Origin of the sequence: Streptomyces prunicolor NBRC 13075, from assembly GCF_000367365.1 — a bacterium.
Taxonomy (GTDB): Bacteria; Actinomycetota; Actinomycetes; order Streptomycetales; family Streptomycetaceae; genus Streptomyces; species Streptomyces prunicolor.
The window spans coordinates 23,610-49,179 of sequence record NZ_BARF01000097.1; the positions used below are offsets into that span (position 1 = coordinate 23,610).

At 70.8% G+C, this 25,570-nt stretch carries 17 protein-coding genes; 9 read left to right on the plus strand and 8 right to left on the minus strand.

The window, feature by feature from the left end; genetic code table 11:
• Window positions 1-33: 33 nt before the first annotated feature.
• From SPR02S_RS40850 to SPR02S_RS40860, 3 genes are read right to left on the minus strand one after another with little or no spacing between them, the layout of a single operon-like run.
• A complete protein-coding gene (locus tag SPR02S_RS40850; RefSeq protein ID WP_019062811.1) occupies window positions 34-702 on the minus strand; it encodes an ABC transporter permease in 669 nt (222 codons plus the stop codon).
• Window positions 699-1,409: an ABC transporter permease gene (locus SPR02S_RS40855; protein ID WP_019062812.1), complete on the minus strand. Its 711-nt coding sequence runs from the start codon at window positions 1,407-1,409 to the stop codon at window positions 699-701. The genes SPR02S_RS40850 and SPR02S_RS40855 overlap by 4 nt, the downstream gene beginning before the upstream one ends.
• Window positions 1,406-2,536 carry an ABC transporter ATP-binding protein gene (locus SPR02S_RS40860; protein ID WP_078623151.1) on the minus strand — a complete coding sequence of 377 codons (1,131 nt, stop codon included), beginning with the start codon at window positions 2,534-2,536 and terminating at the stop codon, window positions 1,406-1,408. Before SPR02S_RS40860 ends, SPR02S_RS40855 begins: the two co-directional genes overlap by 4 nt.
• A 189-nt stretch (window positions 2,537-2,725) precedes the next feature.
• Here SPR02S_RS40860 and SPR02S_RS40865 point away from each other — a divergent pair, with 189 nt between their 5' ends.
• From SPR02S_RS40865 to SPR02S_RS40875, 3 genes are all read left to right on the plus strand, one after another.
• Window positions 2,726-2,968 carry a hypothetical protein gene (locus SPR02S_RS40865; RefSeq protein WP_019062814.1) on the plus strand — a complete coding sequence of 81 codons (243 nt, stop codon included), beginning with the start codon at window positions 2,726-2,728 and terminating at the stop codon, window positions 2,966-2,968.
• Between the two features lie 166 nt (window positions 2,969-3,134).
• Window positions 3,135-3,977 (plus strand): dolichyl-phosphate beta-glucosyltransferase, encoded by an 843-nt coding sequence (locus tag SPR02S_RS40870; protein ID WP_019062815.1) that lies wholly within the window; start codon window positions 3,135-3,137, stop codon window positions 3,975-3,977.
• Window positions 3,974-6,160: an ArnT family glycosyltransferase gene (locus SPR02S_RS40875; protein WP_019062816.1), complete on the plus strand. Its 2,187-nt coding sequence runs from the start codon at window positions 3,974-3,976 to the stop codon at window positions 6,158-6,160. The genes SPR02S_RS40870 and SPR02S_RS40875 overlap by 4 nt, the downstream gene beginning before the upstream one ends.
• Window positions 6,161-6,261: 101 nt before the next feature.
• Here SPR02S_RS40875 and SPR02S_RS40880 read toward each other — a convergent pair whose 3' ends face one another.
• The 3 genes from SPR02S_RS40880 to SPR02S_RS60980 form a co-directional block, all read right to left on the minus strand.
• Window positions 6,262-6,996: an FAD:protein FMN transferase gene (locus SPR02S_RS40880; protein WP_026151314.1), complete on the minus strand. Its 735-nt coding sequence runs from the start codon at window positions 6,994-6,996 to the stop codon at window positions 6,262-6,264.
• A 1-nt stretch (window position 6,997) separates the two neighbouring features.
• Window positions 6,998-7,453 carry an FMN-binding protein gene (locus SPR02S_RS40885; protein WP_026151315.1) on the minus strand — a complete coding sequence of 152 codons (456 nt, stop codon included), beginning with the start codon at window positions 7,451-7,453 and terminating at the stop codon, window positions 6,998-7,000.
• Window positions 7,454-7,537: 84 nt separating this feature from the next.
• Entirely contained in the window at window positions 7,538-7,696 is a 159-nt protein-coding gene (locus tag SPR02S_RS60980) for an Arc family DNA-binding protein (RefSeq protein WP_019062820.1), read from the minus strand.
• A 60-nt stretch (window positions 7,697-7,756) separates the two neighbouring features.
• Between SPR02S_RS60980 and SPR02S_RS40895 the strand changes: the two genes are divergently transcribed.
• The gene (locus SPR02S_RS40895; protein ID WP_019062821.1) at window positions 7,757-8,947 is read left to right on the plus strand and encodes an RNA-guided endonuclease InsQ/TnpB family protein; all 1,191 of its coding nucleotides are present in this window, start codon (window positions 7,757-7,759) and stop codon (window positions 8,945-8,947) included.
• Window positions 8,948-8,975: 28 nt separating this feature from the next.
• On the opposite strand, the gene SPR02S_RS40900 is transcribed toward SPR02S_RS40895, so the two are convergent.
• Window positions 8,976-10,313: a ferredoxin reductase family protein gene (locus SPR02S_RS40900; protein ID WP_026151316.1), complete on the minus strand. Its 1,338-nt coding sequence runs from the start codon at window positions 10,311-10,313 to the stop codon at window positions 8,976-8,978.
• Window positions 10,314-10,463: 150 nt separating this feature from the next.
• Between SPR02S_RS40900 and SPR02S_RS40905 the strand changes: the two genes are divergently transcribed.
• Complete coding sequence (locus SPR02S_RS40905; RefSeq protein ID WP_026151317.1) at window positions 10,464-11,153, plus strand: response regulator transcription factor; 690 nt, start codon at window positions 10,464-10,466, stop codon at window positions 11,151-11,153.
• On the plus strand, window positions 11,150-12,592 hold the full coding sequence (locus SPR02S_RS40910; protein ID WP_019062824.1) for a sensor histidine kinase: 1,443 nt from the start codon (window positions 11,150-11,152) through the stop codon (window positions 12,590-12,592). Before SPR02S_RS40905 ends, SPR02S_RS40910 begins: the two co-directional genes overlap by 4 nt.
• Before the next feature lie 177 nt (window positions 12,593-12,769).
• Here SPR02S_RS40910 and SPR02S_RS40915 read toward each other — a convergent pair whose 3' ends face one another.
• Complete coding sequence (locus tag SPR02S_RS40915) at window positions 12,770-13,375, minus strand: GOLPH3/VPS74 family protein (protein ID WP_019062825.1); 606 nt, start codon at window positions 13,373-13,375, stop codon at window positions 12,770-12,772.
• Window positions 13,376-13,744: 369 nt separating this feature from the next.
• Between SPR02S_RS40915 and SPR02S_RS40920 the strand changes: the two genes are divergently transcribed.
• From SPR02S_RS40920 to SPR02S_RS40930, 3 genes are read left to right on the plus strand one after another with little or no spacing between them, the layout of a single operon-like run.
• Window positions 13,745-20,698: a type I polyketide synthase gene (locus tag SPR02S_RS40920; protein WP_026151318.1), complete on the plus strand. Its 6,954-nt coding sequence runs from the start codon at window positions 13,745-13,747 to the stop codon at window positions 20,696-20,698.
• 2 nt (window positions 20,699-20,700) lie between these two features.
• A complete protein-coding gene (locus SPR02S_RS40925) occupies window positions 20,701-25,269 on the plus strand; it encodes a type I polyketide synthase (protein WP_026151319.1) in 4,569 nt (1,522 codons plus the stop codon).
• Window positions 25,266-25,568: an acyl carrier protein gene (locus SPR02S_RS40930; protein WP_019062828.1), complete on the plus strand. Its 303-nt coding sequence runs from the start codon at window positions 25,266-25,268 to the stop codon at window positions 25,566-25,568. The genes SPR02S_RS40925 and SPR02S_RS40930 overlap by 4 nt, the downstream gene beginning before the upstream one ends.
• Window positions 25,569-25,570: the final 2 nt, after the last annotated feature.

The window sequence follows — 25,570 nt, forward strand, 5'->3', positions numbered from 1 at the left end:
TGGCCGCTCCCCCCAACTGTGCGTTCAGCGGGCTCAGTTGCTCCTACGAACCCCCGGCGACACCGCGAGCCGTGCGATGCCCCAGAAGAGTCCGAGCGTCACCAGTGCCATCCCGGCGACGAGGGTGGCACCGCCGACGACCTTCTCGTAGTTCCGCTGGTAGAGGCCGTCGATGATGTAGCGGCCGAGGCCGCCGAGGCTGACGTAGGCCGCGATGGTGGCCGTGGAGACGATCTGGATGGCCGCCGAGCGCAGGCCGCTGAGGATCAGCGGGAGGGCGACCGGGAGTTCCACCTGGAAGAGGATGTTCGCCTCGTTCATGCCCATGCCGCGGGCCGCGTCGACCGGTGACGGGTCGACGGAGCGCATCGCCTCGTAGGTGGTGACCAGGATCGGCGGTACGGCGAGGACGACCAGCGGGATCATCACCGGGACCAGGCCGAAGCCGATCAGCACGAACATCAGCACCAGCAGGCCGAAGCTGGGCAGGGCGCGGGCGGCGGTGGCGATGAGCGAGAGGGTGTTGCCGCCGCGCCCGGTGTGGCCCGTCAGCAGGCCGACGGGGAGGCCGATGACGGCGGCGATGGCGAGCGCGATCAGCGAGTACCGGACGTGCTCGGCGAGGCGGGTGGGGATGCCGTCGTAGCCGTGCCAGTGGGTGCTGTCGCTGAAGAACAGGTTGATGTAGTGGAGTACGTTCACCGGGCTGCGTCCTCCAGTACGAGTTCGGCCGGTTCCGGCCGGTCCTCGGCGGGGCGGGCCTTGCGGGTGCCGCGCGGCATCCAGGGCGTGAGGAGCAGGCGTACGCCGACCAGGACGGCGTCCACGACGATGGCGAGGACGGCCGTGGTGATCACGGAGAGCCAGATCAGCCGCGGTTGGTGGTAGATCTGGCCGTCGTTCAGGAGATTGCCGAGCGCGCCCTGGTTGCCGATCAGCATGCCGACGCTGACGAGGGAGATGCTGGACACGGTTGCCACCCGCAGCCCGGCGATGATCGCGGGCACGGCGATCGGCAACTGCACCTGGAGGTACCGGCGTACGGGCCCGAGGCCCATCGCGGTGGCCGCGTCCAGGGTCTCCTGGGGCACCGAGCGGACGCCGTCCACGATGGCCGGGACGAACACCACGAGGCTGTAGACGCCGAGCGGGATCATCACGGTGGTCTCGGTCTGGCCGGTGTAGTCGATGAGGACAACGAAGAACGCCAGCGAGGGAATCGCGTAGAGCACGGTCGTCACCCAGAGCACCGGCGGGTACAACCAGCGCAGCCGCACGCAGAGTTGGGCGATGGGCAGCGCGACCACGAGCCCGACGAGGACCGGGATCACGGCCTCGCGCAGGTGCAGGCCGATCAGACCGAGGTAGCTGTTCTGGAGGTCGCTGGGGATGCGGAACCAGTCGTTCATCCGGCGACCTTCGCGCCGCTGCGACCCGCCGCGTGCGCGCTCCGGATCGCCTCGCCCACGGCCCCCTGCGAGACGACGCCGACCACGCGCCCGGTGCCGTCCACGCCGACCGCCCATCCGGTGGGCGACAGCACCGCTCCGTCGAGCGCGGCCCGCAGCGAGTCCTTGCCGGCCTCGAACGGGCGGCCGTAGGCGAGGAGTTGAGCGGTGTCGACGGCTCCGGCGGTGAGCGCGCCCGGCTCGCTCCAGCCCAGCGGCTTGCCGTCCAGGTCGGTGACGAGGAGGTACGGCACGTCGGGGGTGGTGCGTTCGGCGATCTGCTCGGCGGTGGAGTCGACGGCGATGATCGGGGAGGTCTTGAGGTCGAGACCGGCCGAGGAGAAGAAGGAGAGCCGGCGGATGCCGCGGTCGGCGCCGAGGAAGTCCTCGACGAAGGCGTCCGCGGGGTCGGACAACAGCTCGGCGGGCGGGGCGAATTGGGCGAGCTTGCCGCCGGTGCGCAGCACCGCGACCATCGTGCCGAGCTTGATGGCCTCGTCGATGTCGTGGGTGACGAAGACGATCGTCTTGCCCAACTCTTCCTGGAGCCGCAGGAGTTCGTCCTGGAGTCCCTTGCGGACCACGGGGTCGACGGCCGAGAACGGCTCGTCCATCAGCAGCACCGGCGGGTCGGCGGCCAGCGCACGGGCGACGCCGACGCGCTGCTGCTGTCCGCCGGAGAGCTGGTACGGGTACCGCTTGGCGAGGGCGGCGTCGAGGCCGACCCGTGCCATGAGTTCGGTGGCCCGCGCCCTGGCCTTCTCCTTGCCCCAGCCGAGCATGCGGGGCACGGTCGCGATGTTGTCGACGATCGTCCGGTGCTGGAAGAGCCCGGCGTTCTGGATGACGTAACCCATCGACCGGCGCAGCGTGTTGACCGGCTGCTTGGTGATGTCCGCGCCGTCCAGGGAGATCGTGCCCTCGCTGGGGTCGATCATCCGGTTGATCATGCGCAGGGTGGTCGTCTTGCCGCAGCCGGAGGGGCCGACGAGGACGGTGATCGAGCGGTCCGGTATGTCCAAGGACAGTTGGTCGACCGCCACCGTGCCGTCCGGGTACCGCTTGGTGACTGAATCTATCCGTATCAAAACGCCGAATACCCTTCGGGTTTGGCAGAAACTGCCCGTTCTCGGCCACGGTCGCAGGCCACTGGGGGCAGAGTCTAGACCGCGAGTGTTGCGGGAACTTGGCGGGATCCGGCTCGGAGTGACCGATCGTGATCGGTGGTCGGCGGCCGGAAAGCGCTGTTGACCGGCCGGTAGCCGCGTACGACCTTGATGGTCCAGGCCGACCACGCCTCCTTCCTGCGCTCGCACGGCGATCCCACCGAGTCCGCCGAGCTGACGGCCTCGGTGGCCCACGGCGACCGGGCCGCCGGGGCCCGGCTGATCGAGCAGGCGCTGCGGGGCACGACGAACGCCGTGGGTGCCGACCATCCGCTCGTACGGGCCTGCGAGGACGCGCTGGCGACCGGAGCGGAGGAACCACCCGACTGGGACTTCGAACCCCAGCCCATCTGAAGACGCCCTTCGAAGCCCCCGGCACCCCGTCCGAACTGCCTTTCCGGGCCCCAGCATTGGGGCCCGGCCTGAGGGCGCTGTGCACAACCTGTGAGTCCGCTGATTCTCATCGGCCGCTCAGTGAAGGCTCAGTGACCGCACAGACAGCACCCGGATCGTCACCGTCATGAACGAACAGAACGCGGGAGGCGTCCGGCAGCGGTCGGTCGAGATCGTGGTGCCGGTGTACAACGAGGCGCACGTCCTCGCCGGCAGCATCGGCCGTCTCCACGCATACCTCGAAACGTCCTTCCCGTTCCCGTTCACGATCACCGTGGCGGACAACGCGAGCACCGACGCCACCTGGCAGGAGGCGCTCGACCTCACCCAGCGGCTGCCGCACGTGCACGCCGTGCACCTCGACGCCAAGGGCCGGGGCCGCGCGCTGAAGCAGGTGTGGAGCCGGTCGGAGGCGGACGTCGTCGCGTACATGGACGTCGACCTGTCCACCGGTCTGGAGGGCTTCCTCCCGCTGGTCGCTCCGCTTCTCTCCGGCCACAGCGACGTGGCCATCGGCAGCCGGCTGCACCGGCAGTCGGCGGTCCAGCGCGGTGCCAAGCGCGAGTTCATCTCCCGCTCCTACAACCTTCTCCTCAAGGCTGGCCTCGCCGCCCGCTTCTCGGACGCGCAGTGCGGCTTCAAGGCCGTCCGTACCGAGGTGTTCCGGGCGCTCGCCCCGCACATCGAGGACACCGCCTGGTTCTTCGACACCGAACTGCTCGTCCTCGCCCAGCGCAACAAGCTCCGTATCCACGAGGTCCCGGTCGACTGGATCGACGACCCGGACAGCCGTGTCGACATCGTCCGCACCGCTCTCGACGACCTCAAGGGCATGCGCCGGATGTTCAAGAAGTCCGTCACCGGCCGCGCCCGCATCGCCGCCGTACCCCGTCGCACCCGCACCACCACCCCTGTCCTGCCCGTCGGGGCGCCCGCCTCTTCCGCGGAACACCTGGAGTACGCGTCATGACGACCCTCGCCCCGCCCCCCAGTCAGGAAGACGCCCGGCGCTCGCACCGGGCGGCCCCGCCCGCCGACGGCGGTGTCTCGGCCCGCGCCAGAAGGCTCTTCACGGGCCCGGAGGAGGACCCGCGCTGGGCCCGCCCGGCCCTGTGGGGCATCCTGCTGCTGGCCACGGCGCTCTACGCCTGGAACCTGACCTCGATCACCGGCAACACCTTCTACGACGCGGCCGTCTACAGCGGCACCAAGAGCTGGAAGGCGTTCTTCTTCGGCGCGCTCGACTCCGGCAGCTTCATCACGGTCGACAAACCACCGTTCGCCCTCTGGGTGATGGGCCTCTCCGCCCGCGTATTCGGTTACGGCACCTGGCAGTTGATGCTCCCGATGATCGCGGCCGGCACCGGCTCGGTCGCCCTCCTGTACCGGCAGATCAAGCGGGACTTCGGTCCGATCGCGGGCACGATCTCCGCACTGGTCCTCACCCTCACCCCGATCACGGTGGCCATCACCCGCGACACCAACCCGGACCCGATCCTCGTCCTGCTGATGATGCTCGGCGCCGCGGCCCTCATGAAGGCCGTCCGCAACGGGAAGTTGATGCCGCTGGTGTGGTCGGCGGTCGCGATCGGCTTCGCGTTCAACACCAAGATGATGCAGGCGTACGTCGTCCTGCCCGTGTTCTTCCTCGTCTACCTCTGGGCGACGAACGTCTCCCTCGGCAAGCGCATCCGCAACCTCGCCGTCGCCACCGTCGCGCTGATCGTCTCCAGCGCCTGGTGGATGGTGATCGTCGACCTGATCCCGGCCTCCTCCCGCCCCTACATCGGCGGCTCCACCGACAACACGGTGTGGGACCTGGTCATCGGCTACAACGGCTTCGGCCGCATCTTCGGCGCCAGCTCCTCGGTCGGCTCGCAGGGCAACGGGGCCTCTTTCGGCGGCAGTTCGGGCCTGTACCGGATGTTCAACGAGATCATGGGCGGCCAGATCTCCTGGCTGATCCCCTTCGCCGCGATCGCGCTCATCGGCGGTCTGGTGCTGCGTGGCCGCGCTCCCCGTACGGACGCCAAGCGCGCGGCGCTGATGCTCTGGGGCGGCTGGTTCGTCCTCCACTTCCTGACCTTCTCGCTCGCCGAGGGCACCTTCCACCCGTACTACGTCACCGCCATGGCGCCCGGTATCGCGGCCCTGGCCGGTGCAGGCGGGGTGCTGCTGTACCGCGCCTTCCGTGAGGGCTCGGCGGCCAAGTGGGCCTGGGTGCTGCCGGCGGCGATCGCGGCCAGCTCCGTCTGGGCGGTCGTCCTGCTCCAGCGGGTCTCCGGCTCCGGCACGGTGTACACGGTCGCGGAGATCGTCGTCGCCGTGGCGGGCATCGCCTCCGTACTCGGCCTGCTGGTCGGCCGGTTCACCAAGCGCCACCGCCTGATGGGCTTCGCGGCGCTGGCCGCAGTCGTCGCCCTGCTCGCCGGTCCCGCGGCCTACTCGGTCTCGGCGGCGACCTCCTCGACCAACGGCACCAACCCGACGGCCGGTCCCAGCACCGGCGGCGGAATGGGCGGCGGCGGTGGCGGTATGGGCGGCGCGCCGAGCGGCGGCACCACGGGCAAGTCGGGCAGCGCGCCCAGCGGTTCGGGCTCCGGTTCCGGCAAGATGGGTACACCTCCGTCCGGTACGGCTCCCTCGGGCAGCGGTTCCTCGACCGGCAAGACCGGGACGACCGAGGCAGGCACCGAGTCCGGCTCGACCTCCAAGTCCACGTCCGAGTCCGGTACTCAGCAGGCCGGCGGCGGTATGGGCGGCGGCTCCCAGGTCTCGTCCGAGATGATCACGTACCTCAAGAAGCACCAGGACGGCGCGACTTGGCTGCTGGCGGTGTCCACCGACCAGACGGCGTCCTCGATCATCCTGGAGTCCGGTCAGCCGGTGATCTCCATGGGCGGCTGGTCCGGCAGCGACAACGCGATGACCCTCGCCAAGCTCAAGTCCCTGGTGAAGTCAGGCAAGTTGCACTACATCATCGTCAGCAGCGACGGCGGCCAGGGCACCAACTCCGCGATCGCCACCTGGGTCAAGGCCCACGGCACGGCGGTCAAGTCCTCGGCGTACAGCAGCAGTTCCTCTACGACCTCGACCTCGTCGTCGTCGACGAGCAGCGGCCTGTACCGCCTGGACGCCTCCGACGTCAGCTGATCCATTCCCCCGCACCACTCCCCGAGCCACATTTCCCGACAGGAAGGGCCGCCGGTAAACCGGCGGCCCTTCCGCATGTCGTGGGTGAAACAGCCGTAACTCTAAGCAGCCACCGCAGTCGCGACCGGAAATCCCTGCGTACGGCGGACCCGGCGCTCCGCGTCGACCGCGAACACCTCGCAGCCGGGCCGGGCGGCGGCCCAGTCGACGCCCTCCGGGCCCATCGCGAAGGCCGCGGTGGCCGTGGCGTCCGCCTCCGTGAGCGAGGCGGCCACGACGGAGATGCTGAGGAGGCCGGTCGCCGGAGTGCCGGTGCGGCCGTCGACGATGTGGTCGCCGCGCTCGTAGCGCGCCGAGGTCGCCACCGCCCCGTCGGTCAACTCCAGGACCGTGCACAGCTGGTCGGCGTGCTCGGGGTGCCGTATGCCCACCCGCCACGGACCGCCGGCCACGACCACGTCGCCACCGGCGTTGAGGATGAAGCGCCGGGCGCCGGCGGCGGTGAGGAGTTCCGCCGCCCGCTGCACCGACCAGCCCTTGACCACCGCGCAGGGGTCGAGGGGCCGGCCGGGCAGCCGGACGTCGAAGGCGCCGCCGGTCGCGACCCGGTACTGCTCACAGAGGTCGAGGACCTCGGTCAAGTCGGCGCTGAGGTCCCGGAGTTGGAGCTCGCCGCGGTCATAGCGGCAGACCTCGCTGTCCGGGCGGAACGGGCTGAAGCGGGCGTCGACCTCGCGCAGCCAGGCGAAGAGCGCGTCCGCGGTCTCCTCCCCGATGCCCTCGTCGTCGACGCGCAACGACACCGGAAAGCCCATCACATGCTCAACTCGCTGCATTTCAGGCGCCCTTGGCGTCAATGGCAGCCTGGAGCGACTGGACGTAGGCGTCGCTGGTGATCGTGGCGCCGGACACCGTGTCGATCTTCGAACTCTGCGCCTTGAGGGTCTCCTCGATCAGCACCGGGACGGCCGCGGTGGTCTGCGGGTGGTTCGGCTGCTGGAGCATGCTGACGGCGCTGATCTTGTCGCCCTCGAAGGTCACCTGGACCTGCACGGTGCCCTTGTCGGTGTTGATCGCGGTGCCCTGGACGACCTTCTTCGAGGACGTGGACGGCGTCGACGAGGACCCGGACGACGACGAGGACGGGGACGACGAAGTGGCCGTAGGAGTCGGTGTCGAGACCGCCTCCGTGGTGGTCGTCGTGGTCGTCGTCGTCCCGATGGACGGCTCGTAGCGCCACACGGGGATCAGACCCGCGACGGACAGCACCAGGACAGGTATGACTCGCTTCACCGGGTACCTCCGAGGATGCCCCGACCTTCAGGCCGGGGAGGAATCGCGCTCCTGCGAAGCAGGGCAGGGAAAGCCGAATCACTGTCAGGGCGATTCGGCGTCCGCAACGGTGGCGTCGCGCTCACCCTCCAGCCGGTAGACGATCTCGGAGTTGAGAGACCTGCGGGCGGACTTGGCCTGGGCGGTGAGCCACCGGTGCAGTTCCGCGGGGAGTCTGAGCGTGATCTTTGTTTCTTCATCCATGCCCCTAGCGTAGTTGTAGAGTGGTGGCATGACGACCCTGGAGGAAGCCGAGGATGCCGGATGCGCCGGTACACCTATCGGCTCCGCCTGTCGTCGACCGCCCGCACCGCACTGGAGGCGGAGTGGGCGCGCTGCCGGTGGATCTGGAACGAGTGCTGCGCCCGCTCCAAGAAGGCGTACGCCGACGAGGAGAAGTGCGGTCCGGCCCGCCTCGACAAGATGCTGACCGAGGCCCGCACCGCGAACGCCTGGCTGCGCGAAGGCAGTTCGGTACCGCAGCAGCAGACGATCCGCGACTTCGCCAAGTCCCGCGCCAAGGCCCTGAAGGACATCAAGGCCCGGCTGCCGCAGCACCAGCGGGCCGGGATGCCGAAACGCAAGAAGAAGCACGCGACCGACCCAACGCTGAACTACACGCAACGCGGGTTCCGTCTCAAGGACGGACGGCTGCACCTCGCGGGCGGGATCGTGCTGAGTGTTGTGTGGTCGCGGGACTTGCCCAAACCGCCGTCCTCCGTCCGCGTCTACCGCGACAGCCTCGGCCACTGGTACGCATCGTTCGTCGTGGCGACCACCACCGAGGCACTGCCCGCCACCGGCCGGGTGATCGGCATCGACTGGGGAGTGAAGGAAACCGCGACCACCACCAGTGACGCCCACGACCTCCCGCATCCCCAGTACGGCAAGACCACCACCGCCCGCCTCGCCCGCTGCCAGAAGCAGATGGCCCGCCGCTGTGCCCCCAGAGGCAAGCCGCAGTCCAAGGGCTACCGGCAGGTTCAGGCCCAGGCCTCGAAGGTCCACAAGAAGGTCGCCCGGCAACGGCAGGACACCGCCCGCAAGTGGGCCAAAACTGTCGTCCGCGATTTCGACCAGCTCGCGGTCGAAGACTTCCGCCCGAAGTTCTTGGCGAAGTCCACGATGGCCCGCAAGGCGGCGGACGCCGCGATCAGCACGACGAAGACGGCCCTGCTGGACATGAGCCGCAAGCACGGCCGGACCGTGCACCTCGTACACCCCGCGCACACCACCATGGACTGCGCACAGTGCGGAGCGAGAACCAAGCACGCACTACCTCTTTCAGAACGTACCTACACCTGTACCGCGTGCGGAGCTGTGTCCCCCAGGGACAAGAATTCCGCCCGCGTGATGCTGGTCCGGGCTGGTCTCAACCCGGCTGGTGCTGATCGTGTAAGAGCTGCCGGACCGCCGGTCCACAGCCAACGTGAGCCAGGAATCCCCCACCTGTAGAGGTGGGGGAGGTTTCAAGATATGTCTCTCATCCCGCCAGGCTGAAGCGTTCGAAGTGGATCTGCTGCTTGGGCACGCCCATGTCGCCGAGGCTGCGCAGCACCGCGTTCATCATCGGCGGCGGTCCGCAGAGGAAGACGTCGCGGTCGGCGATGTCCGGTACGAGGCGGGCGAGTTCGCGGGGGGCGAGCTTGTCGGGGACGGGCGGGCCGGTGAGCAGGTGCAGTTCGGCGCCCTTGGCCCGGGCCAGCTCGGCCAGTTCGCCGTAGAGGACGGCGTCGCGTTCGGCGGAGACGCGGTAGATGACGACCGCGTGACCCTCCAGGTCCTCCAGCAGGGCGCGGATCGGGGTGACGCCGACGCCGCCCGCGATGAGCACGGACTCCGTCTTCCTGCGGTGCAGGGTGGTGAAGGCGCCGTAGGGGCCCTCGGCGAAGACGCGGGTGCCGACCTTCAGGTGGCGCAGGGCCGCCGTGCCGTCACCGGCGGTCTTGGCGGTGAGGCGGAGTCGGGTGCCGTCGGGGGCGGCCGAGAGGGAGAAGGGGTTGGCCTGCCACCAGCGGTCCTTCGTCAGGAAGCGCCAGAGGAAGAACTGGCCTGCCTGCGCCGGGAGTTGGTGAAGGTCTCGGCCCGTGATGTAGATCGAGACGACGTTGTCGGACTCGGGGACCACCGCCTCCACCCGGAACTGGTGGCGGAAGTTGCGCCACAGGGGCAGGACCAGCCGGCCCAGGGCCACCGAGCCGAGCGCGACGCCCCACACCGCGTACCAGTACGTCGTGGCGGCGGGCGACGCCGTGAACGTCGTACCGACCGCGACCTGGTGGGTGAAGGCGAGGACCACCGCGACGTAGGTGTAGAGGTGGATGAAGTGCCAGGTCTCGTAGGCGAGTCGGCGTCGCGCGTAGCGGGCGGAGGTCGCGCCGATGACGAGGATCAGGGCGAAGGCGACGAGCGCGCGCAGGATGCCCTCGGTGGTCTCGGCCAGGTCGACGACCTCGCCGACGGGCCCGGTGTCGGTGCCCTCCGCGTAGCCGAAGGCGATGAAGACGAGGTGCCCGAGCAGCGTCCAGAGCAGGGCGAAGCCCGTCCAGCGGTGCCAGGAGGTCATCCGGTCCATGCCGATGCGGCGGTCGAGCCAGGGCAGGCGGGCCACCAGCAGCAGCTGGAAGGCCATGACGAGCGCGCCGTAGAGGCCGAGGAGGCGGCCGATGACGATCAGCGTGTTCGACGCGAATCCGGCCTGGGCGAAGAAGACGGTCACCACGGCGACGTTCGCGGCCAGCACGGCGTACAGGCCCGTGCGGGCCACCACCCTGGGGCGTATCGCCGTGGGGGGCGCAGGGGGTGATTGGACGGTCGTCACGGACGGCAGCTCCTTGATCGGGTCCTGGGAGACGAGCTTGACCTCGGGGGGCTGTCGTTTTCCTGTCGGCCACCTTTCAAGTGCTTATCGATGCGGGTGTGGCGGTGCCGCGGGTCTGGCGTCCACCGGTGCGTGAAGCACTATGAGCAGGTGGAAAAAGTACGACTCCTCGTCGTGGACGACGACCCGCCGATCGCCGACCTTGTCGCGACGGTCGCCCGGTACGAGGGCTGGGAGGCCGCGTGCGCGTACTCCGGTGAGGAGGCGCTGACCGTGGCCGCCGAGTTCGCACCGGACATCGTGGTGCTCGACCTGATGCTGCCCGGCCTGGACGGTTTCGGTGTGCTGGACCGGCTGCGGCGGTCCGGGACGATGGTGCCGGTGGTGTTCCTCACCGCGCGGGACGCGGTCGCGGACCGGGTCGCGGGGCTGACCCGGGGCGGTGACGACTACCTGGTCAAGCCGTTCGCGGTGGAGGAGCTGATGGCCCGGCTGCGGACCGTGCTGCGGCGCAGCGCCGGGCCCGGTTTCGCGCGCTCGGTGCTGCGGGTCGCGGACCTGACGATGGACGAGGACACGCGCGAGGTGCGGCGCGGTGACCACCTCATCACGCTCACCCCGACCGAGTACGAGGTGCTGCGCTATCTGATGCGCAAGTCGCCGACCGTGCTCACCAAGGCGCAGATCCTCGACCATGTGTGGGAGTACGGCTTCGGCGGCCGCTCCAATGTGGTGGAGCTGGTGGTCAGCCGCCTGCGCCGCAAGCTCGACGAGGGGCACGATCCGTTGATCCACACCGTGCGCGGCTTCGGCTATGTGATCCGGCAGGCCGCCGAATGATCCGACGACTGCGCCACAACTGGCGCCGGGTACGCCTGGGCACCCGGCTCGCACTGGGCGTGGGAGTCCTGTCCCTGATCGTGTTCGCGGTCGTCGGCACGGCCTTGACGATGTATATGCAGGACTATCTGCGACGCCAGGTAAGCGACCAGATGAAGCTCGTCCAGGTCGTCCAGTCCAAGGACGCCCAGGTCCACGGAATCGTCCAGGACAAGCCGTACTACGGCTGGTACACGGCGGTCTACGACGTCAAGGGGACGACCGCGACACTGCGCGAGCCCTCCGATGTACCGGACGACACCAGCGCGCTCACCGCCCTCGCCAAGACGATGGCGCACTCCACCACGGAGATCTCCCGCACGGTGACGATCGACGGCGAGGGCACCTACCGGCTGCGGGCCTGCCAGGTCGACCCGGGTGTGGTCCTGGTGAGCGCGGCCCCGCTGGCGGACGTGCAGGGCACGGTACGGCAGCTCGTCACGGTCCAGGTGGTGGCGTTCGCGCTGGCGCTGCTGGTGCTGGTGGTCATAGGGCGGAACCTGCTGCGGCGCGGGCTGCGGCCGCTCAGCGACATGGCGACGACGGCCCACGGCATCGCCTCGCACGACCTCACCGAGTCGGCGGCCCGGCTGCCGCTGCGCGCCGAGCGGGGCGACGGCGGGCCCGAGGTGGAGGAGCTGCGCACCGCGTTCAACACGATGCTGGAGCACATCGACGACTCCCTCGCGGTGCGCGCGGAGGCGGAGCAGCGGCTGCGCCGGTTCGTCGCGGACGCCTCGCACGAGCTGCGGACCCCGCTGATGTCGGTGCGCGGCTACGCGGACCTGTTCCAGTACGCGGCGGCGAACGTCCCCGAGGAGCGCGACAAGCACCTGGCCCGGCTGCGCGCCGAGGCCGCCCGCATGGGCATCCTCCTCGACGATCTCCTCCTGCTGGCCCGCCTCGACGCGGCGGACGTGGAGACTCCGCTGCGGCCGGAGGACGCGGACCTCGTGGAACTGGTCCACCAGGCGGCGGACGCCTTCCGCGCGGGGCATCCGGACCGCCCGCTGACGGTCGAGGTCGGGGAGGCTCCGGTACGGCTGCGCGTGGACCCGGTCCGCATCCGGCAGGTGCTGGACAACCTCCTCACCAACGCGGCCGTGCACACCCCGCCCGGCACGGAGGTGTCGGTGACGCTGTCGGGCGCGGCCGGCACGGCGTCGGTGCGGATCGCCGACGCGGGCCCCGGCATCCCGGAGGACGACCGGGCCCGGGTCTTCGACCGCTTCTACCGGGTCGACAAGGCCCGCACCCGGGACCGGGGCGGCAGCGGGCTGGGCCTCGCGGTGGCACGGTCGCTGGCGAAGGCGCACGGCGGCACCGTGGAGCTGACGTCCGAGCCCGGCGCGACGGTCTTCACGGTCACGATCCCGCTGGGGGCGGCTTCGTCCCGGTGACGATCCTGTCCGGGACGGCTTCGTCCCGGTGAACGCGGGTAGCGCGCGCCTTCCTCGCTCTAGGCTCGGCGCCGGGCTTGTGCCACCATTACTGACGTGGCGTCACCTGAGGCTCAGGACACTCAACTGGCTCTGTCTCATCGCCAGTTGCCGCACCTCGAAGCCGGGAAGTCGCCGTCACATCCCGCGCCACACGTTGTCGTACGCCGCGTCCTCGACGCTCTTGCGCTGCCGTACGGCCTCCAGCTCCGTCACCGCGTCATGGACGACGGCGATGACCGTGTCCAGCGACTCGTCGGTGACCTTGGCGGAGTCCTCGTCCGACACCTCACGGATCCCGGCGGCGGCGGCGAGTTGGGCGAGGACGGGTTCGCCCTGGGCCCAGCGGTCCGCCGCGCGGCTGCGGGCCGGGGAGTCGACCAGGGCCGTCTTGCCGGTACGCACCGGGATCCAGCGCCCGCGCTGCCTGGCGACCAGTCCCTCCGCCTCCAGCGCGACGAGATAGGCGGAGGAGAGACTGCGCCCCCGCCGCCACAGCCAGTCCTCGACGGACTCGTACGGCGTCTCCCGCACGAGCGAGGTCGCGGCCTGGTCCAACAGGCCGTCCTCCAAGGGGAGTTGGGGGTTCGGCACGATCAGGTCGCCGTCCAGCGTCACGGCTTCGGCGGCGATGAGGTCGATCACCTCCGCGCCGGCGAGCGCGAGCGAAAGATCACCCGTCTCGACCGGGCGGTCGGGTGCGACATCCATGGCGACGATCATCAGGTCACGCGGTGTGCTCATGGATGCCAACCTAGCGCGGCTTATGCGAGGAGGCATCGACACCCAACGTTTACATAATTCCGTCCCGCCGTCAGTGGTGTTTCGGGACTGTGAGCCTCTGATGAATAGCGGGGGCTTTTGGACCGCTTGCGCCACTGCGGTCCGAGTGGTGTGCCCTCTGAAGGAAATTGGCAGGGTTTTCGGTTGTTTGGGGACTGGTTTCCGGCTGGCCGGATCACTTCCCTGGACCGGTTGCTTACCTTGGCGTTGTTGACCGGTGAGTAACCGGGGGGCTAGCTTTCCATCAGCCATCTCGCGCCTCTGCGATTACATTCGGCGCCCCCGGCCGAAACCCCCCACCGTGCAGTTTCACCGTTTATTCGGAGAATCATGACGCCTGCCGCGCGCGCCGCCGAAACGATCATTGGAATCACTCCGTTCCATGAACCGGATGCCCGACTCGCGGCGGCTGTGAGCCGCGCCGGCGGGCTGGGGGTACTGGACCTGGGAATGGGCGACCGAAGAGCCAGAGAGGCCCTGGCCCGAATCCGACGCTGGTCCCCTGGCCCTTTCGGGGTACGGGTCGGACCCCACTGCCGGATCGGTCCCGCTGACCTCAAGGCAGGCGGTGGAGCCACCCCGCACACCGTCGTCCTCGCCCCGGGCGCTCCCTGGCAGGTGGGCGAGGTCGCGGCGGAGCACCGCGTGCTGGTCGAGGTCACCGACCCGGACCAGGCACTGGCCGCGGCCCGCGCCGGTGCGCACGGACTGATCGCCCGCGGTGCCGAAAGCGGCGGCCGGGTGGGCGAGTTGAGCACCTTCGTGTTACTCCAGCGACTGCTCGCCGAGCCCGGTGTGGACCTCCCGGTCTGGGCCTGCGGCGGCATCGGCCCCCGTACGGCAGCCGCGGCCGTCGCCGGTGGCGCCGCCGGGATCGTCCTGGACAGCCAACTGGCCCTGCTCGCCGAGTCGGGCCTCCCGGAGACCGCGGCTGCGGCACTCCGCTCGATGGACGGCTCCGAGACCACGCTGGTGGCCGGTCACCGGGTGCTCCTACGACGCGGCCCGGACGCCCCGCAGGTGCCCGCCGACCGCGTCTCCGAACTGCTCGGCGCCCGCGACCCGCGCACCCAGCTGCTGCCGGTCGGCCAGGACGGCTTCCTCGCCGCGCGCTTCGCGGAACGCTGGGGCGACACGGGCCGTACGGTGCGCGAACTGACCGCCGCCATAAGGGAGTCGGTACGGGACGAGCGCCCGGCCGACGCACTGCGCGCCGGCTCCCCGATGAGCCGGACCCTCGGCACCCGACTCCCCATCGCTCAGGGCCCGATGACCCGTGTCAGTGACCAGGCGGAGTTCGCCGCGGCCGTCGCCGAGGGCGGTGCCCTGCCGTTCGTCGCACTCGCCCTGTCGAGCGGCGAGCAGTCGCGTGCGGTACTGGCCGAGTCCCGCGCCGCCGTGGGAGACCGCCCCTGGGGTGTCGGGGTGCTCGGCTTCGCGCCCGAGGAGATGCGCAACGCCCAGCTCGAAGCGGTACGGGAGTTGAGGCCGACCCACGCGATCATCGCGGGCGGACGCCCCTCGCAGGCCGAGGCGTTGGAACGGTCCGGGATCTCCACCTTCCTCCATGTGCCCTCCCCGGGGCTGCTCCGGCAGTTCCTGGACGCCGGGGTGCGCAGGTTCGTGTTCGAGGGCTCCGAGTGCGGCGGCCATGTCGGACCGCGCGGCAGCTTCCCGCTGTGGGAGGCCCAACTCGCCGTCCTGGACGACTTCTTGGAGACGGCGCCAGCGGGTACGGCGGAACACATCGAGGTGTTCTTCGCGGGCGGCGTCCACGACGAGCGCTCGGCGGCGATGGTGGCCGCGCTCGCCGCACCGCTCACGGCACGTGGCGCCGCCGTCGGCGTACTGATGGGCACCGCCTACCTGTTCACGGAGGAGGCGGTGACGCGTGGAGCGGTCCAACCCCTGTTCCAGGAGCAGGTGGTCCGGGCCACGCGGACCGCGTTGCTGGAGACCGCGCCGGGTCACGCCACCCGCTGTGTGCCGAGCCCGTTCAGCGACAACTACCTTGAGTTCGAAGCCCAGTTGCGAGAGCAGGGCGTCCCGGACCGGCAGATCTGGGAGAAATTGGAACGGCTCAACGTCGGCCGGCTCCGCATCGCCAGCAAGGGCGTGGAGCGGGACGCGGCCGGTGCGCTGACCTCCGTGGACGAAGAACGCCAGCTCGCCGAGGGGATGTTCATGGCCGGCGAGGTCGCCGTGCTGCGTTCGGCGACCACCACGATCGACGCCCTGCACCGCTCGGTGACCGAGGAGGCCGCCGACTTCCTGGCCGAGAGCGCGCGAACTGTCCGCGCCCGCCTGGGAGTTGGGGAGACCTCCGAACCGGAGGCACCGGCCCCCCTGGACATCGCTGTCATCGGCATGGCGTGCATGTTCCCGCAGGCCCCCGACCTCCCCACCTTCTGGGCGAACATCCTCGGCGGGCGCGACTCCGTCGACGAGGTACCGCAAGACCGCTGGGACCCCGCCGTCCACTACTCGGCCGACAAAGACGGTGCCACCCCGTCGAAGTGGGGCGGCTTCCTGCCGCGCATCCCCTTCGACCCGCTGCGCTACGGCATCCCGCCGACCTCCCTCGGCAGCATCGAACCGGTCCAACTGCTGGCCCTCGAAGCGGCCCGGCGTTCACTGGAGGACGCCGGATACGGCGACCGGGGGCGGGAGTTCGACCGGGCGCGCACCTCCGTGGTGTTCGGCGCGGAGGCGGGCAGCGACCTGTCCAACGCGACGACGCTGCGTGCCGTACTGCCCTCCTACTACGGCAAGATCCCGCAGGGCATCGAAGAGCAACTCCCCACGCTCACCGAGGACTCCTTCCCCGGCATGCTCTCCAACGTCATCTCGGGCCGCATCGCCAACCGGCTCGACCTCGGCGGCGCCAACTTCACCGTCGACGCGGCCTGCGCCTCCTCGCTGGCCGCCGTAGACGTCGCCTGCAAGGAACTCGTGGGCGGCACCAGCGATGTGGTCCTGTGCGGGGGCGCCGACCTCCACAACGGCATCAACGACTACGTCCTCTTCTCCTCCGTGCACGCCCTCTCCCCCACCGGCCGCTCCCGTGCCTTCGACAGCTCGGCCGACGGCATCGCGCTCGGTGAGGGCGTCGCCTGCGTGGTTCTCAAGCGGCTCGCGGACGCGGAGCGGGACGGCGACCGGATCTACGGCGTCATCAAGGGAGTCGGGAGTTCCAGCGACGGCCGCTCCCTGGGCCTGACGGCACCGCGCCCCGAGGGCCAACGGGCCGCGCTGGAGCGGGCGTACCGCAACGCGGGCGTCTCCCCCGCCGAGGTCGGTCTGGTCGAGGCGCACGGCACCGGGACGGTCGTCGGCGACCGCACCGAACTCTCCATCCTCAGCGAGGTGTTCACCGAGTCCGGTGCGGAGACGGGCAGTTGTGCGCTCGGCTCGGTCAAGTCGCAGATCGGGCACACGAAGTGCGCCGCGGGACTCGCCGGTCTCATCAAGACCGTGCTGTCCCTCTACACCGGCGTCAAGCCGCCCACCCTGCACATGAAGCAGCCCAACTCGGCCTGGCAGCAGGACAGCAGCCCGTTCGTCTTCCACGCCCGGCCACGGCCATGGGCGGCTCCGGCCGAGGAACGCGTCGCGGGCCTCAGCGCGTTCGGCTTCGGCGGCACCAACTTCCACACGGTGATCCAGGCCCACGGCGACGCCGTACCGCCCGCGCACGGTATGGACGCGTGGCCCGCCGAGCTGTTCACCTTCCGGGGAGCGGACCGGGCGGCGGCGCGGCGGGGCGTCGAGGAGATCCTGAAGCTCGCGGAGACGGGTTCCTGGAAACTGCGCGACCTCGCACTGAGCGCGTCGCGACGCTCGGACGCCCGGCAGGAGCCGGTGCAGGTGGCGGTCGTGGCGCGGGACGCGGAGGAGCTGGTTGGACAACTGCGGCGGGCGCTGGCCGGTGAGCATGATCCGGTCGGCGGGATTCACCTGGCGGAGGCGGGCCCCGAGGCAAACGCCGGCGCCGGCTCGGACACAGGTGCCGCCACCTCCGCTCCCACCGGTGCCGGCAAGGTCGCCTTCCTCTTCCCCGGCCAAGGCAGTCAGCGCCCCGGCATGCTCGCCGACGTCTTCATCGCGTTCCCCGAATTGCAGCACTACCTGCACCTCGGCCGCGCCCACGCCGACGCGCTCTACCCGCCCACCGCCTTCGACGACACCGCCCGCGACCGCCAGCAGGCCGGTCTCACCGACACCCGGGTCGCCCAACCCGCCCTGGGCATCGCCGGGTTGGCCGCCCACGCCCTGCTCACCGAGGCGGGCGTACGGCCCGACATGGCGGCCGGGCACAGCTACGGCGAGCTGGTCGCCCTGTGCGCGGCGGGCGCGATCGCGCCGGAGGCGCTGCTGGAGCTGAGCGCCGAGCGCGCGGCGGCGATCCTCGAAGCCACCGGCGCGGACGACCCGGGAACCATGGCCGCGGTGGCGGCCGGTGCCGAGGACGTCGAGCAGGCCCTGAAGACGGCGGGCGCACCGGACACGGTGGTCGTCGCCAACCACAACTCGCCCCGTCAGACGGTGATTTCGGGCCCCACGGAGGCCGTCGCCACAGCCGTACGCCTGCTGCGCGACGCCGGTCTCGGCGCCAAGCGCATCCCCGTCGCCTGCGCCTTCCACAGTCCCCTGGTGGCGGGGGCGGGTGCACGGTTCGCGGAGGCCCTCGCCCAACGGCCTGTGCTCACACCGGAGTTCCCGGTGTGGTCGAACCGCACGGCAGCCCCCTACGGCGAGGATGCCGACGCGGTCCGGGCCGAACTCGCCGCGCAGATAGGCTCCCCGGTCGGCTTCGTCGCGCAGATCGAGGCGATGTACGAAGCGGGGGCGCGGATCTTCGTGGAGGCCGGTCCCGGCTCCGTGCTGACGCGGCTGGTCGACCAGATCCTCGGTGACCGCCCGCACCGCACGGTCGCGTGCGAGCCCCGGCAGGACAGCGGGCTGCGCGGCTGGCTCGACGCACTGGCCCAACTGGCCGTCGCCGGGCTGCCGGTGCGGACCGGATGGCTGTTCAACGGGCGCGACGCCGTCGACGCGGCCCGGACCCCCGTGCCCTCGCGACCCGGCTGGACGGTCGACGGACAGCTGGTCCGTACCGCCGCCGGAGCACTCCTGCCCGGTGCCCTCGCACCGGCCCGACGCGTTGTGGAGACGACTGTGACGACGAACCCTCAGGACGGTGCCCCCGTCGAGGCGAACAGGGACGCGCTCATCTCCGAATTCCTGCGCACCAGCCGGGAGATGGTCGCCGCGCAACGGGACGTGCTGATGACGTACTTCGGCGCGGTGCAGGGGACGGTGCCTCAAGGAACCTGGGTTCCGGCACCGGCGCCCGCCGTGATCGAGGCGCTGCCGCAGACACCCGCCCTGCCGGCGGCTGTCGAGACTCCGGCCGCTCAACAGCCCGCCGCGCAACCGGAGTCGGCCCCCGAGGCCGTCACCGAGGCCGACGTGCTCCGGGTCGTCCTGGAGATCATCAGCGAACGCACCGGCTATCCCGTCGACATGATCGAGCCCGACCTCGACCTGGAGGCGGACCTCAGCATCGACTCCATCAAGCGCGCCGAGATCGCCGGCGAACTGGCCCAACGTCTCGGCATCGGCGGCGGGATGGACGTCGCCTCGCTCGACGACGCCGAGTTGGAGGACCTGGCGAAGGCCCGTACGGCGGCCTCCGTCACGAGCTGGCTGTCGGCACGGCTGACGGAACCCGCGGCGGCGGAGGAAACGCCCCCGAGTGCCAACGCCCCTCAGGACACTTCCCCGAGCGCCCCGCAGGACCAGGTCACCGGCTCCGCGCCCAAGCGACTCCAACTGCGCCCGGTGCTGCTGCCGCACCAGGACAGCGACAACCCGACGGACCCGGCGTCCGTACTGAGCGGCCGACGCTTCGTCCTCTACGGCGACGGTGACAGCGACGCCACGGAGACGGTCGCGGCACGCCTCTCCTCGTACGGCGCCGACACGGTGACCGTAGCCCCGGAGCATCAACTCACCGATGCGGACGGCCAGGTGGACGCCGTCCTGTATCTCGCGCCGCTCACCGCATCGTCCCCGGTGCTGCCCGACGCGTTCCCCGTGTTCCAGGCCGCCCTGCGGTGCGGCCCGCGCCAACTCCTCGCGGTACAGGGCGCGGACGGCGGATCCGCGGGGCTGCACGGCCTGTTCCGTACAGTGGCGCGCGAGTATCCGGACACCACCGCCCGGGTAGTCGAGGTGACGGACACCGCACCGGCGGCCGTGGCCGACGCGCTGATCGCCGAACTGCTGGCACCCGACAGCGAGCCGGTGGTGCTCCGAACCCCCGTCGGACGGCACGGACTTGAGCTGACGGAGACACCGCTCGGCGCGCTCGCGACGAACGGTGCCGGACCGGCCGGTGACGGAGTCGCCGAAGCCTCCGCCATCGGGCTCGACCGCGATTCGGTGGTGCTGCTGGTGGGCGGCGCGCGGGGTATCACCGCGAAGTTCGCTGTCGCACTCGCCGCGGCCTCCCGGTGCCGTATCGAACTCCTGGGCAGGACGGCCGCACCCGCAGGCCCCGAGGACCCGGCGACCGCGGGCGCCCGCACCCCGGCCGAACTGCGCGCCGCCCTCGCCGCCAAGGGCGGTGGACTCAACCCCGCCGAGATCAACCGCACCGCCGAACTCCTGCTCGCCCAGCGGGAGATCACCGCGACCCTGGACGAACTCGCGGCCCTCGGCAGCCAGGCCCGCTACCACTCCGTCGACTTCCGTGAACCGGACGCCGCGCTCCAGGCGGTCAAGGAGATCCACGCCGAACACGGCCGCCTCGACGGTGTCGTCTACGCGGCCGGCGTCATCGAGGACCGGCTGATCGCCGAGAAGACCACCGCGTCCTTCCAGCGGGTCTACGGCACGAAGACCCACGGCGCCGAGACGCTGCTGTCGGCGCTGGAGGAACTCCCCAACGGCCCTGCTTTCGCCGTCCTGTTCGGCTCCATCTCGGCTGTCCTCGGCAACCGGGGCCAGGTCGACTACGCCGCCGCCAACGACGCGCTGCAGAGTCTGGGCACCGCCTGGTCCGCCCGCACCGGGCACCGTGCGCTGACCGTGCACTGGGGTCCGTGGGCGCCCACCGGTGGCCATCACGGCATGGTCACCCCGGAGTTGGGACGCGAGTACGCCCGGCGCGGTATCTCGCTGATCGACCCCGAGGAGGGCACCGCGGCCCTGCTGCGCGAGCTCGCCTGGGGCGACGAGTCAGCAGGGGCCGTCGTCTACACCGCTTCGGGCTGGTAGCCATGACGGACCGTCAAGTGCCGGTCGCCATCGTGGGCATGTCGGTGCTGCTCCCCGGCGCCGCCGACCTCGACGCGTACTGGCGGAATCTGCTGGGCGGCACGGACGCCATCAGCGAGGTGCCGGACGGGCGTTGGGACGCGGACTACTACCGGCCGGACTCCGCGAGCGGTCCGGCCGTGGCCGACCAGGTGTACTGCCGGCGCGGTGGTTTCGTGGACGAGTTGGCCGAGGTCGAGGTCACCCGGTTCGGCATCATGCCGAACTCGGTGCCCGGCACCGAACCCGACCAGCTCATCGCCCTCCACGTGGCGGCCGCAGCCCTCGCCGACGCGGGCGGCGAGTCCCGGCTGCCCGACCGGCGGCGCGTCGGTGTCGTGCTCGGCCGGGGCGGCTATCTCACCCCGGGTCTGGTCCGGCTCGACCAGCGGGTCCGTACGGCGGGCCAACTCGTCCGGACCCTGGGCGAGTTGCTGCCCGACCTGGACCCCGGCCAACTCGACCGCATCCGCACGGCGTTCACCGACCGGCTCGGCCCCGACAGTCCCGAGTCGGTCATCGGCCTGGTCCCCAACCTCGCGGCGTCCCGCGTCGCCAACCGCCTCGACCTGCGCGGCCCGGCGTACACGGTGGACGCGGCCTGCGCGTCCTCGCTCATCGCCGTCGATCAGGCGGTCACCGAACTAGCCGCCGGGCGCTGCGACTTGATGCTCGCCGGAGGCGTCCACCACTGCCACGACATCACGCTGTGGAGCGTGTTCTCCCAGCTGCGCGCGCTCTCCCCGAGCCAGCGCATCCGCCCCTTCCACCGCGACGCCGACGGCATCCTGATCGGCGAGGGTACGGGAGTCGTCGTCCTCAAGCGCCTCGCCGACGCCGAACGCGACGGCGACCGGATCTACGCCGTCATCCGCGGCACCGGTGTGTCCAGCGACGGCCGCGCCGCGAGTCTCGTCAACCCCGACTCGACCGGCCAGACCCACGCCGTACGCCAGGCCTGGCAGGCGGCGGGACTGGACCCCGCGCTGCCCGATTCCATCGGCCTCCTTGAGGCACACGGCACGGCGACGCCCGCCGGTGACTCGGCCGAACTCGCCACGCTGGCCGAAGTGTTCGGGGACACCGGCACCTCCCACGGCCAAGCGGTCATCGGCTCGGTGAAGTCGATGATCGGCCACACGATGCCGGCCGCCGGAGTCGCCGGCCTGGTCAAGGCCGCCCTCGCCGTCCACCACGGCATGCTGCTGCCGACCCTGCACTGCGACGACCCGCATCCGGCGCTCGCGGCGACCCGGTTCCGCCCGCTGGAGCAGGCGGCCCCCTGGGAGACGACTCCCGAACAGCCGGTGCGCCGGGCGGCGGTCAACGCGTTCGGCTTCGGCGGCATCAACGCGCACGTGGTGCTGGAGGAAGCCCCGGGAGCGCGCGCAGCGCGTTCGGCGGCGGTGGTCGTCGACGAACCGGAACGCACCAACACCCCCGCGCGCACAGCCTCCGTGGCCGAACCGGAACGCGTGCTGATCCTCGCCGCCGACAGCCCCGAGGCCCTCGCCGCGCTGCTGGACGCGGACGATTCCACTCTCCTGGCCGCAGACAACACCCGTGTCACCTCGGGCCGTTCACGCCTCGGCATCGTCGCCCCCGACGCCAAACGGCTGGCGCTCGCCCGCCGGACGGTCGCCAAGGGCCGGGCCTGGCAGGGCCGCAGCGATGTGTGGTTCACGCCGAGCCCGCTGATCGGTCCCGGTGCGGGAAAGCTCGCGTTCGTCTTCCCGGGCCTGGAGGGCGACTTCACGCCCCGGGTCGATGACGTGGCCGCGCACTTCGGGCTGCGCGAGAACCGGTCGTCAACCCCCGCACAGGTAGGCGATGTTGGCCGCCACGGCTTCGATGTGGTCGGCGTGGGACGGCTGTTGGACGCAGCGCTGCGCAAGATGGGTGTCGTCCCGGACGCGGTCGCCGGGCACAGTGTCGGCGAGTGGACCGCGATGACCGCCGCCGGGGTGTACTCGCCGGACGAGGTCAGCGACTTCATGGAGGCGTTCGACCCCGACTCGGTGACGGTCCCCGGCCTCGCCTTCGGGGCGATCGGGGCCCCGGCCGAGCGCGTGCTGTCGGCGCTCGCCGACGAGTGGCCGGACGCCGGAATCGTCCTCTCGCACGACAACGCACCGGGCCAGTCGATGGTGTGCGGACCGGACAAGGGCGTGGACGAGTTCGTGCGGTCCTTCCGCGCGCAAGGCGTCCTGAGTCAGGTACTCCCGTTCCAATCCGGCTTCCACACACCCATGTTGAAGCCCTACCTCGCCCCGATCGAAGAGGCCACGAACCGCTTCCGCCTCCACCCGCCCACGGTCCCCCTGTGGTCGGGGACGACCGCCTCGCCGTTCCCTTCGGACGAGAAAGCGGTACGCGAACTCTTCATCCGCCACCTCCTGGAACCCGTCCGCTTCCGCCAGCTCGTCGAGGCCATGTACACCGCCGGCCACCGCACGTTCGTCCAGGTCGGCACCGGCCAACTCGGCTCCCTCATCGACGCGACCCTGAGCGGACGCGATCACCTGGTGGTGGCCGCCAACTCGCCCCACCGCTCCGGCCTGGCCCAACTCCGGCGCGTGGCCGTGGCGTTGTGGTCGGCGGGCGCGGCGGTGGACCCGATGACACTGGCCCCGCAGAATCCGGCTCCACGACGGGAACGGCCCCCGGTACGGCTCGACATGGACGGCGCGCTCGTGTCCCTGGACTCGCCGACCTTGGTGAAGCTGCGGGCGGAACTACGCACACCGGCCGCCGCGACCGCACCGACCCTCGCCGCCCTCTCCCCCCTCGACGCCCTCACCGACCGCTTCCCGGCCGCCGCCGAACTGCACGCCCTCATGCGCGACACCGCCGACACGGCCGCCCAACTCATCAGCGCGGGCAGCCGTCGTAACGCACCGATCGCCACCACACCCGCCCCCGCGCCCCGGGTGTCCGCTCCCGTCCCGCCACCCCAACTCCCCACTCCCCCAAGGGAATGGCAGACCACGGTCCACGTCTCCCCCGAGTCCATGCCCTACCTCATGGACCACTGCTTCTTCCCACAGCGCCCCAACTGGCCGGACGTGGCCGACCGTTGGCCGGTCGTCCCCGCGACCACGATCGTCCAGCACATCATCGAGGCGGCGGAACGGGCCGTCCCGGGCATGCGCGCGGTCGCCGTGCACGACGCGAGGTTCGACCGCTGGCTGACGGCGACACCGTCGATCGACGTACCGGTACGGGTGGTGGCGGACACCCCCGACCGACTCGCCGTCTCCTTCGGCCCGCACGCCCGCGGAGTGGTCGAACTCGCCCCCGCCCACGCCGTATCACCCCCACCGCACCCCGACCCGGACCCAACCACCGAACGCGTCCCCGACCACACCGCGGCCCATCTCTACGACGAGCGCTGGATGTTCCACGGCCCGGCGTTCCAGGGCGTCACCGAACTCACCGCGATCGGCGACCGCCACGTACGCGGCGTCATCACCACACCGCCCGCCCCCGGCGCCCTGCTCGACAACGTGGGCCAGATCCTGGGCTATTGGATCATGGCGACCCGCACGGAACGCACCGTCGTCTTCCCGGTCGGCATGCGCGAGATGCGTTTCTACGGCCCCCATCCGCGCCCTGGCACGGAGGTGGAGTGCCTGGTGCGGATCACCTCGCTGACCGACACCGCACTCGAAGCGGACGTACAACTCACGGTCGACGGCGAGGTGTGGGCGGAGTTGACCGGCTGGCAGGACCGGCGCTTCGACAACGACCCGCAGACCAAGCCCGTTGAGCGCTTCCCCGAGCGCAACACTCTGTCCGAGGCCCGGCCTGGCGGCCGGACCCTGCTGAACGAGCGCTGGCCCGACCTCGCTTCCCGTGACCTCATCATGCGCAACTCCCTGAGCAGCGTGGAGCGTTCGCAGTACGCCGAGCATCCGCCGCGCGGTCGTCGGCAGTGGCTGTTGGGCCGGATCGCGGTGAAGGATGCCGTACGGCAGTGGCTGTGGAGCCATGGCGAGGGGCCGGTCTTTCCGGCGGAGATCCGGGTTCACAACGACGAGTCGGGCCGCCCGTACGTCACCGGACTGCACGGCCGGGCCCTGCCCCCGCTGGACGTCTCGCTGGCCCATCGTGCCGAGGCGGCGGTCGCGATCGTTCGGCCGCATGTTCCTGGTCCCGGCCCCGGGATCGACATCGAGGAGGTCGTAGAACGCCCCGCCTCCACCCTCACCACCGCACTCGGCGAGGAGGAACTGGCGCTCCTGCGAGCCCAGTTGGCCGCCACCGGTGAGTCCGAGGCGCTGTGGTTCGCCCGTTTCTGGGCGGCGAAGGAGGCGGTCGCCAAGGCGGAGGGCACCGGCTTCCGGGGACGGCCGCGTGACTTCGCCGTCTTCCAAGTGGTCTCCGGATCACGGCTGTTGGTGTCGGGGCGCCTGGAACGCGCCTACACCGTGCACTACGAGCCGGCCGGCAATCCCCCCAATCTGCCGGACAGGACCTACGTCGTGGCCTGGACGACGGGACCCGCGCACGAAGAGGAGTACGACCGATGACCCCCACCACCGAGGACACCGTCCTCGCCGACCTCACCGGCATGCTGACCGCGCTGCTGGAGGACGAGTACGGCGTCGACGACGTCGAGGTCACCATGACGACGACCTTCAACCGCGATCTGGAGCTGGAGAGCATCGACCTGGTGACCCTGGCCGGACTGCTCCAGGAGCACTACGGCACGAAGGTCAACTTCGCCGAGTTCCTGGCCGGGATGGAGTTCGACGAGATCATCGAACTCACCGTCGGCCGGCTCGTGGAGTATGTCGTGCAGAGCCTCAAGGCAGCCGAGGCGGGCTGAGC

What these genes read in the sequence shown, in the direction of transcription:
- SPR02S_RS40910 (WP_019062824.1), top strand. Translation starts at nt 11,150, where the DNA reads ATGATCCGACGACTGCGCCACAACTGGCGCCGGGTACGCCTGGGCACC.
- SPR02S_RS40875 (WP_019062816.1), top strand. Translation starts at nt 3,974, where the DNA reads ATGACGACCCTCGCCCCGCCCCCCAGTCAGGAAGACGCCCGGCGCTCG.
- SPR02S_RS40855 (WP_019062812.1), bottom strand. Translation starts at nt 1,409, where the DNA reads ATGAACGACTGGTTCCGCATCCCCAGCGACCTCCAGAACAGCTACCTC.
- SPR02S_RS40870 (WP_019062815.1), top strand. Translation starts at nt 3,135, where the DNA reads ATGAACGAACAGAACGCGGGAGGCGTCCGGCAGCGGTCGGTCGAGATC.
- SPR02S_RS40915 (WP_019062825.1), bottom strand. Translation starts at nt 13,375, where the DNA reads ATGAGCACACCGCGTGACCTGATGATCGTCGCCATGGATGTCGCACCC.
- SPR02S_RS40895 (WP_019062821.1), top strand. Translation starts at nt 7,757, where the DNA reads ATGCGCCGGTACACCTATCGGCTCCGCCTGTCGTCGACCGCCCGCACC.
- SPR02S_RS40920 (WP_026151318.1), top strand. Translation starts at nt 13,745, where the DNA reads ATGACGCCTGCCGCGCGCGCCGCCGAAACGATCATTGGAATCACTCCG.
- SPR02S_RS60980 (WP_019062820.1), bottom strand. Translation starts at nt 7,696, where the DNA reads ATGGATGAAGAAACAAAGATCACGCTCAGACTCCCCGCGGAACTGCAC.
- SPR02S_RS40880 (WP_026151314.1), bottom strand. Translation starts at nt 6,996, where the DNA reads ATGCAGCGAGTTGAGCATGTGATGGGCTTTCCGGTGTCGTTGCGCGTC.
- SPR02S_RS40925 (WP_026151319.1), top strand. Translation starts at nt 20,701, where the DNA reads ATGACGGACCGTCAAGTGCCGGTCGCCATCGTGGGCATGTCGGTGCTG.
- SPR02S_RS40865 (WP_019062814.1), top strand. Translation starts at nt 2,726, where the DNA reads ATGGTCCAGGCCGACCACGCCTCCTTCCTGCGCTCGCACGGCGATCCC.
- SPR02S_RS40930 (WP_019062828.1), top strand. Translation starts at nt 25,266, where the DNA reads ATGACCCCCACCACCGAGGACACCGTCCTCGCCGACCTCACCGGCATG.